Raw genomic sequence first — 13866 nt, forward strand, 5'->3', positions numbered from 1 at the left:
TTCAGTTCCTCTTCACTCTCGGCGATCGCAATTTTAAATGGGCGGCTCATGGTTGGGTTAACTTACCAAGTTTGCTTTTCTCCATTATATGCAGCTTCATTTTTAATTGGTATTAGCGATACTGAGTTTGATGCTGCCGATAGGATTGTTTCTATTGTGCGGTATTTCATTGAGAGTATTGGATTTGAGATTTTGGATCGGTTAAGGGTTGATTGGTAAGCTTTTTAGCTATCTATCTGTCGTAATTCTTTTTCAATTTGGTAGAAGATTTTTCCTAAAAAGAGATGGATGCGTTAGGAACACATCCATTTCAAACTCTAAAAACTTATAAACATATTTTCGGTAAAATAGGCAGTGTCTTCACTGCATAAACTACTTGTTGATTGGTAAACCGTTATACCCAGTATTTTCTGGGTTGAGAAGTAAATCTTTGAGATAAGCAGGAACCACTTCAACTGGATTGGGAGTTCCTTGAAGTAAGGTTGGAGTAGTAAGTTTAGGTTGCTTTTTGTTAGCTTGATACCATTTGTTCCAGAGCGGCAGTGCTTTAAAAGCTATATTCATATCGTAGTCTAAAGCTATAGTTCCAGAGTCTTGTGGAACATTACCGGGACGATCTTGAAACCAATTATTAAATTTATTGCTTCCAGGAGAATAAATTTCAAGGTTTTGATTATTATCTACAAACCCAGGCAAAAGAAAAGATTTCATTGGCCATTCAGCTACACCATGACAACTCATACAGCTAGAGACCCTTGCTCTGACTAGTATTTTTCCTGGATTGCCAACAACTAAAGCGTTTTGTACAACAGCACCATCGTTAGGGCCAGAAAGCCTACCACCATAGCCTAATGTTTCCACAGCATAGAGGAGTGCTATTGGATTCATGGAGTTTTCCTGAAGAATGGCATTTGGATTAATAGCAGAATTGGTTTCAGGATCATTCCCCCACATTACACCTAAAGGTACTAAGTGATCCCAAGCATCTCCAAAAGCCTCTTTATTGTAGGTAAGAGTGGCAAATACCCAACCTGTTTTAGGTGCTGTTTTCGTATCTTTTACAATGATGTCAAACTGAAAAACAGATGTATCAAAGAATGTAGGATTTTTCCAGTCCTTGTTATTGTCTAATGGGGCGTATAACTTCCATTTAGCGGCTCCTTCTAGTGCAGGCCAATCTTCTGCTAAAGCGGTTGTTGTAGCAACTTTAATTATGATGGCTCCTTCCTGAAACTGAGGATTACTTAAGTCTGGGTTTTTTGCTGTATCTCCCCATATTTTTCTGAGTGTGTAACCAGCAATGTCATTGTAGTAAACCAAAACATGAGTTGTCATAGACTTTTTCAAGTCGGATAAGGGAAACATATTAGGATCAAAGCTAGAACCCACGTAAGTACCGTGTATGGGGTCACGAATTGAACAAAGCCACGGTAGGTTGTACCAGCCTGCTTCGTTTGCATTCCAGCGTTCATAGTCAAAAATCAGCTGGCGCATATCTTTGCCGATATATTCTTTGACTGCTTCGATGTATGCGATCGCATTTTCTTGGGATATCGGTTTTCCTTTTAAAGCTTTAACCCAGGGGAATGTAGATGGAAAGAGTTTGTTTGGATAATTATAACTAAGTTCAAATGCAGGGCCTTGATAGCTGCTAGGTAAAGTAACAGCTGCGTTTGCAAATGGGTTAGTATTAGGTTCTGTTGTGGAACAGGAGTCATCTGCTGCTAAAGCCGAGTTGTTAAGAGTTATGACAAGAAAACAGACAAAGGTTATGCAAAAGATTTTTAGGGATTTTAGCAATTTCATTTGAACCTCTCTATGTATTTAACAAGACTCTAGAATGAATGATTGGATTTATTTCTGAGTCTAAAGTTTAGTCAGATCAAAACTACGACAAAACCTATAAACTTTGACGTATAAATTTTATCTTTGCAAAGAAAAAGATATATGAGGTATGTCCCGCGTAGTTATGAGTTTTTATGTTGTTAGTGACTGTCAATTATCAAGCATTATAGCTTATGAGCTTATACTTTAAGTAAATGTGTGTCAATTATTTATTAAGCTATTTAAATAAAGATTTATTATTTGTTTACATCATTTTGCTCTTTAAAAAGAAAACTGTTCTTAAAAACCATGCTCCTATGAGAGATTAATTTGAGCTTTTTATTGTCAGTGCAATCTGGTGTCCTCAAATCAATTGCTGATATCGGCAGTGATGGTGTTCTTGCTCTTATCTATTAGATCAATAAAGTGTGATTGCAGCAATCTGTTAGCCCATCCACCGCACCCAATACTGCTTGAAAATTACATCCCGCCAATCATCAGTTCCAACAAACTTGTAAATGCACTCCTTCTGCCCTCGTGGATCTAACAGATCAACATACGACAAACGCAGATTAATCTTGTCCAGTAGCTTTTGTACGATGCCTGCGGCAACCTTTGGTAGGGAAAGCCACAGGAGTAAGTTTCTCCGAAATATAGCGGCTCTCAGTTGGGTACAATATAGTAATAGTATTGGGTAAAATGTTTTAGTTTAAAATTTGCTGTTTATTTGGAAATGTTTAAAATAAAAAATTAAACTATGTAATCATATAATTATTTTTATATTTTGATTGAGCAGCACTCAATTTTAAAATCATTACTCCATTAAAAATAAAATTGTAAAGATATATTTTTATTTGAACTTAGCAAATAAAGTTTTAGATATACTCAATTCTGTTAAGTATATAAAGGCTATCTACTCAAAGTATTAATGTACGAAGAACAGCTAATATCTATCTTAATTTATGTGTTGCATTTTTTGAATATTTCACTAATTATGCTTACTGATAGTGAAAGTAAGTGTAATGGATTATTAATTAAAAACAACTATATAAGCAGAAAAATAGAAACTAAATTTCTTAAATTTATAAGTACGCAATTATAAAAAAACAGCTTCTATATTTTTAAATTTTAAGTAGCATTGTCTTCAGCCTAAAAAATATCCTTTTAAATCTGGCTTAGAAATTGCTTGTTAGTAAATATGGATAAAAAGTATTCAACTTTTCAAACAGAAAAAAATGAAAGTAGTAATCCAACTGTGTGGATTGAATACTTGACAAAATCACCTAATTTTCATGTAATTAAAGCAATCAATGTCTGCAAATATACTCAAGTATCTAGTCTTGAGGAGACAGTAGACAGAGACTAATTCAGGTGATTAGAAATTGCGGCTACACTAGCTCTCGTCTGTCGGTGCTGACTAACATCAAAATAGAGGTTCAAATTTAATTGACGAGACTAGTAAATAAGCGGTAATAACCCTCTTTTGAGGGATTTAGATGATTGTAGTTTAAAGAGGTAGAAAAATGTTACTCACTAAAGAAAAACTCCAGCACATCAATAGCATCACTCATGAAGGGAAGGTTGTTATTGTTGCAACTGATGGTGATGGAAAGATTTGGTACACGATCAAACAAGATGGCTTTGAAGACAGTTACCTCAACCAGAAACCGGAAGACAGAACAGGCTGGGAAGGCTGGAAACTGCTAGAATTCCCCAATGAAGTTGAAGATAAGTCAGTTGTTGACCTAGAGAAGGAAGAATTGACTGATCAAAGTAATAATAAAACTTACCTGCTGAAATCGCTCTACAAAACCCATGATCAGTCAGCCGTTGCTCCTGTGCAGTTGATTTCGGGGTTAGGGTATATTTATATTTTCCGTCAGTCTAAGTCTAATACTTTGTTGGCGGATCGCTTTGTTCTCGACGGATTGACTAATACCTTAACCCGTAAACTAGAAGTCCGCTTTAAACGGAGTAAGCAGAAGCATACACCCAACAAAAATCAGCAGAAAGTAGCAACTGGGCTGATTAATGTTGATTCCCTAGATTATCGAGATATCAATGGAAATGAATTTTATGAACCCACCACTGAATTGAGTCTTATCAATGATCTTGCTAATGGATGGTTTTCTGTTGTTTTATTACCTACTAATGAACAGGATAAATATCGCTGGCATATTTTCGCCTACAATAACGGGAGTAAAAAAGTCGAATTAACAACCCTCCGCGTTTCTGATGAGGGTTTATTTGATGTTAAAGACTATACTATCCTCGATCCTGAACCGCGTAGTATTCCAGGTGTGATTAAACGTGTGTTGGATTTAGGGACTTTGACGATTGCTAAAGGGTTAACGGCAACTAAATACGACTTACAACGGGAACGACAAACCGATGACGGAATGCAGCTACTAAGGGAAGCTGTACACGTTATGTTAGTCGTGGGAACTAGTGAGGGGAATGCGGCAGCAATTAGCTTTTCGGTGGCGGCCGATGGGACGTTGTCCCAGATTAAGGACAATCCTGATAACACCACTATTCGGCGTAGTATGACTCGTCAGGTGTTGTTGCCTCTTAACACTCTAGACGAAATCAAAGCCATTGCCACCACTAACCCACCTCCCGAAGGAAAAATCACGGGTTTTGCCAGAGGAGAAAAAGATAAGGTTCTTGTGACCTCTGATCGAACAAACAACTTAGATGAAACAGCAATCACCCCAGTCAAAATTACGGAAAGCCAAGATTATAACCAGTTATATTACCCAGTCACAAAGATTATTGACAATCATACCTTTGAAGTTCTTCTAGACAAGAAAGATGGAGGCAATTGGGAAGTTGTTCCTGATGAAGAAACAGGGTTGATTTTTAACGGTATTGTCACAGCCTACGAAATTACAGTCCAGGGGAAATTAAGAGTAACATCCTTCAATCATGGATTAACCGACGGAGATTGGGTACAGATAGTTGATACTAGAGACTATAACGGCACTTACACTGTCACCAAAATTGATGACCAGACTTTTAGCTTGGATGGTGTCAGGTGGCAATCCGGAACCACCATCAGTGCGAAACTTCAAACTCAAAAACGGCGAGGAGTTGTCTTTGATGGGGTAAAGGATTATCTAGATATACCAGAAATGAATCACGACTTCTCGCAAGGATTCACAGTGGAAGTTTGGGTGTGGTTGGACAAACTAACAACTTGGCCAAGAATTATCGAATTTGGCAATAAAAAAAACAATAAGACAGAAGATATTATTACATTGCACTTTGAAGATACAATAAATACACTAAGATTCTCCTCTTCGACTACATCAAGTATTGTTACGAACAGTCAACAAACTTTATTCAACCAGAAACAGTGGATACACCTAGCAGCGACAATAGATGTTTCTGGGAACGCCAAACTATATAAAAACGGCGTAGAAATTCATCAAGGTTTAATGGATCTGCCCAAAATCATCGAACGTAAAAGTAACGTGGTCGGCAAAAGCGGCACGATTTCCAATCGTAATTTTGCAGGTAAAATAAGCGATCTCCGCCTGTGGAATAAAGCCCGTACCGCAGAAGAGATCAAAAATAGTATGTACCTGCAACTAACGGGTCAAGAAGTTGGTTTGGTGGGTTATTGGCGACTCGATGCAATTGTTGAGGGGAAAGAACGCAAAGTTATTGATTTTTCTGTTAATGGCAATGATGGCATTGTTAAAGGAGGGGCTTATGTTAGTTCTGTCACCCTCCATCGTAATTTAGCAGGTACATCAACGCCAGCAATTAAATACGAAAATGAAGACTTGTTTGCTGTATCTGAACGAGCAACTTATACGGAAGAATTTGAATTCAAAACTAACAATAATATTGATCCTACAACTGCGAATCCTAAAATTTTTGCAATCACCTATAAAGGCAAGAAAAATCGGCGTTCTCAAGATTGGATAACGATTATAGCAGAAGCAACGGAATTCATCAGTTTAGGCAATAGTTGGTATAAAGCCAGTTGTCGTTTTACGGTGCCAGATGGGGTATCAGTAGTGCGTTCCTTTGGAATTAGCAATATAACAGGAAACTGGAATACTTTGGAAATTTGTAAACATCAAATTCAGTTGATTTCTGACAGTATTACTGAGATTAAGTACACAGATGATGTAATTTTAACATCTTTAGTAGATAATCAAGTTAGCTTGCAACAAGATTTGAAGACACTGGAAATCAAAGAAAATGAAGAAGCATTACTACTCAAAGAAAAACGACAATTAGAAGCGGACATTGCTACTTTGAATCTTGATGGAACACAAAAACAAGAAGCCATAACTAAAAAAGAAACTGAAATCAAGAATCAAGAAGCAAGTATAACTACTCTTCAGAATCAATTAACTCAACTGCAAAACAATTATCAAACAGAACTGAATAATCCCTTGAATTATTGGTGCAAACTGGTCTGTCGAGTTAAAGAAAGCTGGATTTGCCGTGTTTATACAGCGTCAAAAGCCCTACTTTATGCAGACGTAGGAGCTAATGGTAATCCCTATTACGCGAATAATTATTTCAAATTTGTCGCAACCAATAGTGGATACTATCGAATTGTCAGTATGATGGATGGTTTGGACTTGGCACTATATCCATCTTCAAATCCTAAAGAGAAAGCTCAAGTATATGCCGGTTATGGGAGTGGCTATAGTTTTGAATGGAAGCCAGAGAAGTATTCTGGGGATTATTATTTGATTCGTCTTCGAGCAGATGGAAGAGTGTTAGATCGAGGGGGTGGAGATTATGGTGTTTGTTGTTGGGAGCAACATGGAGCAACTCATCAACAGTGGAAAATCATTAAAATTGGTGGAGAAACTAATAATAACATTGGCAATGCACGATCAGCCGTTAATGCCAAAGAAGCCGAGTTAAAAAATGCCAATCAACAATTGACTAAACTTAAAGATGAACTGGCTCTCTTAAAGTTAAGTGGCAGCGATCAATCGGCTAAGAAAAAGCAACTTGAGGAACGGTTAAATCAAGTTAACCAGAAAATTACCCAAATTCAAACGGAGATAAACACCTTAAACAAGACTTTCATCAGTAATGTTAACAATCAGCAACAAACCCCGCAAACAATGCCACTCCTAAAAACAGATAGTCGAGGGCTAGTAACCCAAGGTGCTTTACTGGGGTTTGTGCGTCCTGTTAGCCGTCTCAGTGCGATCGAAACCTGTGAAGGGAACGTCCAACTCAGCTATTTTGACGATCAAGGACGAATGCGTCAGACTAACTTTGATGCCACTGCTGACAGCAAAAATCCGACGATTGAACAATGGATTCCTGATTCTTTGAGAACTTGCCTCAAGTTTAATCTAGATACTAGCGTCGTCACTTTAAAAGACCCTGTTTCTTTAGGGAACGAGTGGACAATTGAGGCTTGGTTTTCCTATCCCTTTCCGAAAAACAGTTCAGCCAATAATACCTTAACTCATAGCGATAGTGGATCAATTTCGATCTGGGATGGAAAATACATTCATTTGGATAATGCTAAAAGCTGGTACAACCTAGAGAACTTATCGACAGGCTGGCACCATCTTGCTGTTGTTGGGCAGATAACTGATAACAAAGCTTCTCAGATTTATCTATTCTATCTTGATGGTAAAGAAGTAGATAAAGCAGAATCATCAGCATCCTTAGCGTTTAATGGCAATAATTATCTTGATTGTGGGAATCAGGTCAACTTAGCCAGTAAAAGTTTTACTATTGAATTTTGGGCAAAACGATCTGATACTTCTACAACCAATCAATTCCTTCTAGGTCAAGGTACGACACAAGCCAATAAGGGATTACATATTGGCTTCCGAAATAGTACCAAATTTACCTTTGCATTTTACGGGAACGATTTAGATGCTACCGTTGCTAATGATACTCACTGGCATCATTGGGCTTGTATTTATGATGCTTCTAGCAAAAAGCGACAGATTTACCTTGACGGTCAAAAAATAGCGGAGTATACAGCAACAAATAACTATACAGGTATAGGCAATCTGTATATTGGAAAAGCAGGATGGGATCAGCCATTTAGAGGTCAAATCTCAGAACTCCGAATTTGGACAAAAACTCTCACCCAATCAGAAATTCAGGAGAATATGTCCAAAAAAATCCTGAATCCTGAAAAAAACTCTAATTTAGTTGCTTATTGGCAATTTGTGCTTAAGGATAATAAGTCTGAAGCAATTGACATCTCTGCTACCAAATCGATGGGAACGCTTCATAGTAATCCAACCGTTGAAACCTCTTCCACTTCAATGTCAATTTCACGGGTTGGTAATATAAGTTCTGGCAAACAACAAGCTGGTAAATTAGCAGAAATTCGTCTTTGGGAGGTGGCACTAAGCCCAGAGGAAATTGAAGTCAATAGCAAAGTTCTCCTAACGGGCAATGAACCTGGTTTAGTGGCTTATTATCCCTTTAATGAAGCCAACGGCACTGAAGTCAGAAATCAGACAGGTAAAGGCAGTAACGGCACAATTGCGGGCGCAAGCTGGTGGGGATGTGCAGCACCGATTGGTCAATTAGGTAGTGGTCAAGTTATGCGCTTTGACGGGGTAGATGATTATGTGGAAATTGCGAACCCATTCAGTAACACAACAGCATTTACCATCTCTGCTTGGATAAAACCTGCAAGAATAAACACCGGAAATTATCAAGGCTTTATTGGTAACCCAGGAATTAAATATCGTCCACCCTCATTATGGGTTAGTCCTAAAGATGGGGCGCTCCATTACGACTCTTATAGCTCATCCGGGGATGTGCGATATGATAAAGTGCTACCAAACTTTTTTACTGCTGCTAACGCTTGGGTTCATATTGCTTGGGTCAAAGATGGGAATCAATACAAGATTTACCGAAATGGTAAACTACGTGCAACAGAGAATGCTCCTCAAAATTTTAATAATGAAAATAAACCGTATTACATCGGTAAAGTAGATAACTTCTTCTCAGGTGAGATTGCGGAAGTTTGTATCTGGAATAAAGCCGTTAGTGAAACCGAAATTCAGGCGAATATGAATAAACGCCTGACAGGGAAAGAAGCTGGTTTAGTTGCTTACTATCCACTCAATGACATTACATTTGAAGGCGCAACAAGTAAAGTGCGAGAAATCGTCAAAAACAATCATGGCACAGTGCAAGGAGGAGCGATTCTCATCCCAGACCCCGCCCTAGTTATGGTTGGTGATGTCTTAGTTTCTATGGTTGGCGATGCCCTAGTCAGCTGCGAATACAGTACAGTCAGTAAAGACAGAACAGCTATGATGCGACGGTTTTTTGCCACTCCTACCCCTGGTGGTGTTAACCTCTTACCCGACAAACGCATCGAAGAATTAGAACTTAAATGGATTGGCAATGGTCAGTTTGCCCCCACACTTGTGGGCTATATCGAAGGCGCTCCCCCCATTCCTAGCGAAAATTTAACCCTAGAGGACAACTATAACGGTGCTACTTCTGTAGAATTATCTCTATCAGAAGATGTGGTATTTAATTGGAAGAGATCGCAAGATAACGGGTTAGGCTCTTCTACTGATACCTATATCGGCAGCGATGTTGAACAATCTATTGTTACTGCACCCTTGGGTGTAGGACAGCAAATTAAGACTACAGGTATCCGTGCAGGTTTCAAAGGCAATCTAGACTTCAGCTACCAATTCCAGAATGAAAGCAGCATCACCTCAAGCTCATCTCTAGGTATGACTGACGCACTACAATTGTCGGGGACTCAAGAAGAAGATGCTAATTTCCCTCACTTGGGTAAACGATTCATTCCTAAAAATGTCGGTTATGCTTTGGTTGTTTCGGCTTTAACCGATATTTTTGTTACTCGACTGCAACGCACAGGCAGAATGATTGGTTATCAGGTTCTCCCTGTTGAGAATATTCCTCCAGATGTGAATACCATCACCTTTTTGATTAATCCTGCCTATACTATGAGTGGTAGCTTAGACGGGATGACAGGAAGCAGTGCCACCAGTCAACGTTTCTTTAAGCACGTCCCTCAAATGCGCTCATGCTTTGGCTCTCTTTACCCTGCCAGTTACTATCGTTTGCAAGAAGCTTACGATCTCAAACAACAAATCGATCAACAAGACAAAAATCGAGAAGCCTATTTTGCTCAGTTTAATACCCTTTTAGTGGATGAAGCGTCATTAGAACGGGAAACAAATAAAGGCGATGCTCCCAACGTTATTGTTATTAATCAAGTTGAGAGCAAACCAGATGAAAATCTAACACAAGAGGAAAAGGACAAAGTTGAGAAAGAAAGACAGGACAAATTAGAAAAAGAGCTTCAGGCAGCCTTTGATCAACAATCAGAAGCAGCAGCCAAGAAACAAAAAGAGATAGAGAAACTAATCGAAGATCAAGATAAAAAAGCCCATGCCAGCACGAGTTTTGCTAGTTGGCAGAGAAAAATGGAAAACATCCAAATCCGCGCCGGCAAACGCAATATTGTCAACACTTATGTTTGGGATGCCGATGGAGGTTTACACGCCGAGGCACAAAGTTTTGCAAACATGGCTGAACATTCTATTGGCGGTTCCTATACTATGAGTTCAGGTTTGGGTCATGAAGGGAATTATAGTTTATTTGGGGTTGGTATAGAGTTAACCGTCCAAGCAACCTTTAACCTTACGCAAACGATGATGAAAACCGAAGCCCGTAGCAAGGGTATTCAGTTAAACGTCGATTTAAGCGGTGTTGAAGGTCGCGGCATTACTGACTACAACGACTACCCCATCCTACCTGGGGAAAAAGTCAACCGTTACCGCTTTATGAGCTTTTATCTTGAAGGCAGTACCAACAATTTTCACGACTTCTTCAGCTATGTGGTTGACCCTGAATGGCTTGCCAGCAACGGCGAGGAAGCCCGCGCTCTACGACAAGCTAAAAGTAAAGCAAATAAGGCTTGGCGGGTACTTCACCGTGTCACCTATGTGGAACGTCCGGCTTTGATGGGTTTTGGTAGAGATGTTCGTCAACTTCCTGCTGCCGAATCAAATACCGATCTCGGTCAATTACAAGCAAAAGTGGAAAAACTGGAGCAGCAAAACCAAGAAATGCAGCGTAAACTTGATGCAATTCTCAACAAATTAAGCTGATCTGTTGTTTTTTTTCGGGGTGACAAGCCCCGAAAAACCTATTCCTGACCATTGATGACAAGTTAAGGCTGTGAGGCAATTGGTTTAATCTGGGAAAGTAATAAAGGCGGAATCTCTATGATTGGGAAGGTTATTGCAATCATGGTAATATTTTGTTCCCTATTTGGCATCGCGTGGGTACTGGTAAATGTGCAGTGAAAACCACTCTAAATTATCCACTCAAATCAAGTCCCAATTCCTAATTGTAAAAGCGCAATTGTTCTTAGTTAACCCATCCAATCCACCCACTCAGGAGCCGCCGCCACCAACTGCCCAAAAATTTGCGGCTCTTGCTCCTCGAACGTCACTATCACTCCCCAACGTTCGTCAGGAGTAAGGGTACTGAGGGACTCTTTAACCGCTTCCATACCATCTTTCACTCGTTCCATAAACCCAGCAGCGTAAGATTTGACCTGCCGCCACCAAGAACTAGTAGAGTTTTCCCGTCCGCCCATATCCTTAATAACGGAGAGTGGTGTTGTGTCAATGATTGGTGTTGTTAAATCTATATTAGGAGTGACTGACACCAACTCCCGATTTAACCACTTCTCAAAAATCCCATCCCGCCCATCATCAGGCCCAACAAACTTATACACACACTCCCGCTTACCCCTTGGCCCCAACCGCCCCACATACGACAACCGCAGATTAATCTTGTCGAGTAATTTCTGAACGATCGCCACAGGGGTCAGCTTCTCCGAAATAGTCACGTTCAGATAATTCTTGATCAAGAACCGATGTTGTAGTGCGCGAGCCTTAAACTCCTGCATCTTTTCATCCGAACCCCTCAACTGTTCCCCAGTCTTGAGCAACTGCAACAAATTCAGTTCTTCTAATAACCGCACCGACGACAACATCTGCCCCTTGTTAAAGTCAGGTTTCCAAATAGCATTTTCTCCAGCTTCCGCCTGTGCCTTGGCTCTTTTACTATCCCGACTGGCTAAAAACTCCCGCCCCACAGTCAAATAATAGTGCAGCCGCAGTTGGGGATACCAAGAGTCATCGTCTTTTTCAACTAATTCAGGGGTCACTTCAACTTCATAACGCCGGGACAACTCACCCTTACGTTGCTGGTATCTTTCTTCTTCAGTCTTCACTCGCTTTTCTTGCAACTTCTTGAGTTCGGCATCAGACACATCATCAGATTGAGAAACCCCCTGGCATTGACCAGAGTACAATTCTTTCGATGCTGCCTTAACTTCCTTGACAATTTCCTTGGTTTCATCAGGGTCAGAATCATCCGCATCAATCACAGTGTAGCCATCCGCTTTCAACCCCTTCAGCACAAATTCCTGATAGCGGCGCATTTGGACGTTGATCACAGCACCTCGCTTGCCCCAAGTCTGCAACGATTCGGGTTGAAAGTTCTGGTCAATAAAGCTGTAATCTTCATTATCCGAAGCTGATAACAGAGCGATATTTGCCTGGGTTGCAATATCCTGACTCCGCAACAATCCACCCATAGAAGTTGAACCATTGCCCACAGTCCCCATTCCGTACTGGCTCACCCAAATGTGACGGTCAACTGTTTCCCGCAGCCGTGCTAACATCTGCCGTACAGAATCTACAGGCTGAACACCCTGGAATATCCCCCAAACCGAATCAAAATGACCTCGAATGTCGATAGACACACCAGTTTCCAAGCTGGGTGAGGCGATGACTAGATCGTACTGCGTGAGAATTTCGTTTAAGTGAGCAATACACTCAAAAGCTGGGTGCTTCGGGTCTAAAACTGAATGGCTGTCAATTCTGAGAATCCGTAAATGGGGGAATTTTTGCCGAAACCGTTGTTCTAGGGCTTGGGTTCCCCATTTGGACTTAGCTTTCTGGGCAGAACAACACAATAAATGATGTCCGCCAGCAGCGATCGCCTTGTCCAACGCCGCAATCAAATTCTTGGGGTTGCTACCAGAGTAGTTGTAACACTTGCCAGATACGGGCTGATAACTATTTACGATCACGAACGGGTTAACTCGATATTCTCCAGCCAGAGACAAAATGTACTTGACATCTGTATCTGAGGCATCGGCAGAAGATAGGTAAATTTTACCGTGTTCGCTGCCCAGCACATTTTGTACCAACTGCTTGAAATTGCGAAGAATTGACACCCGCCGCTTGGCCACATCAGTAGTGGAGTTGAGCAGATGCCAGAATACTTGGTCGCATTCGTCGATAATAATGACATCGTTAGACCAGTCGTTGGGGTTGAATCGCGCTTGACTATCTTTGTGTAACGAATCTACGCACACGCCATACCCCAGCAAACCGCCTGTGTCAGAGGTTTTAATCTCGCTAACGTAATCAACGCCGAAGCGATCGCACAATGCCTCACCCAGTTGAATGCGATGGGTAATAATCAGTACCTTGCGCCCCTGGTCATGTGCTTTGGCAACCTCCTGAGATAACCACTCGGTTTTGCCTGTGCCTTTTGGAGCCTTGAGGACGATGAGCTTTTCACCTTCTGGAGCAATCATCTCACCCAGGAATCTTTGGTTGAGTGCGATCGCTGGCGGATAAGTTAACAAGGTGAATAATTTGATTTCCCACAGTTCCAAGGTTTCGGCTGTATTGTACAGTGAGTGAAAAGCCGCCTCACCATGAGCTACAACAAAATCATCAACTCCCTTTTCGGTTCCTGGTAGATCAATCACTCGTAGAGAGCAACCCTCAGCAATCAATAAACGACCCATCCGGCTGATAGCAGTTCTTACCCGTTGAACAGTCTCAGGTTTGGTATCGTTGTCAAAGCAAATGTTAACTTGTCTGCCTGTTGTTGCGAAATGTTTCAAATCGGGAATGAGCGATGGCTTACCAGTGGCAGTAATGGAATCATCTTTTGGTGTGCGGTAGCCAGCATTTACTCCACTGATGGCGATCGCTG

The 13866-nt window shown here is 40.7% G+C and carries 4 protein-coding genes; 2 read left to right on the top strand and 2 right to left on the bottom strand.

Features of this window, described 5'->3' with window-relative positions; all coding sequences use genetic code 11:
- A partial coding sequence (locus tag H6G77_RS34405) for a hypothetical protein (RefSeq protein ID WP_190874033.1) occupies positions 1-219 on the top strand: 219 nt, incomplete at its 5' end.
- A 153-nt stretch (positions 220-372) separates the two neighbouring features.
- On the opposite strand, the gene H6G77_RS34410 is transcribed toward H6G77_RS34405, so the two are convergent.
- The gene (locus H6G77_RS34410) at positions 373-1806 is read right to left on the bottom strand and encodes a hypothetical protein (protein ID WP_190874034.1); all 1434 of its coding nucleotides are present in this window, start codon (positions 1804-1806) and stop codon (positions 373-375) included.
- A gap of 1541 nt (positions 1807-3347) precedes the next feature.
- Here H6G77_RS34410 and H6G77_RS34415 point away from each other — a divergent pair.
- Positions 3348-10946 carry a LamG-like jellyroll fold domain-containing protein gene (locus H6G77_RS34415; RefSeq protein WP_190874035.1) on the top strand — a complete coding sequence of 2533 codons (7599 nt, stop codon included), beginning with the start codon at positions 3348-3350 and terminating at the stop codon, positions 10944-10946.
- A 266-nt stretch (positions 10947-11212) separates the two neighbouring features.
- Here H6G77_RS34415 and H6G77_RS34420 read toward each other — a convergent pair.
- On the bottom strand, positions 11213-13866 hold a 2654-nt coding region (locus H6G77_RS34420), incomplete at its 5' end, for a plasmid replication protein, CyRepA1 family (protein WP_190874036.1).

It is taken from the genome of Aulosira sp. FACHB-615 (assembly GCF_014698045.1).
Lineage (GTDB): Bacteria > Cyanobacteriota > Cyanobacteriia > Cyanobacteriales > Nostocaceae > Nostoc_B.

Excerpts from the sequence above, each read along its gene's own strand:
- H6G77_RS34410 (WP_190874034.1), bottom strand. The coding sequence starts at position 1,806 with ATGAAATTGCTAAAATCCCTAAAAATCTTTTGCATAACCTTTGTCTGT.
- H6G77_RS34415 (WP_190874035.1), top strand. The coding sequence starts at position 3,348 with ATGTTACTCACTAAAGAAAAACTCCAGCACATCAATAGCATCACTCAT.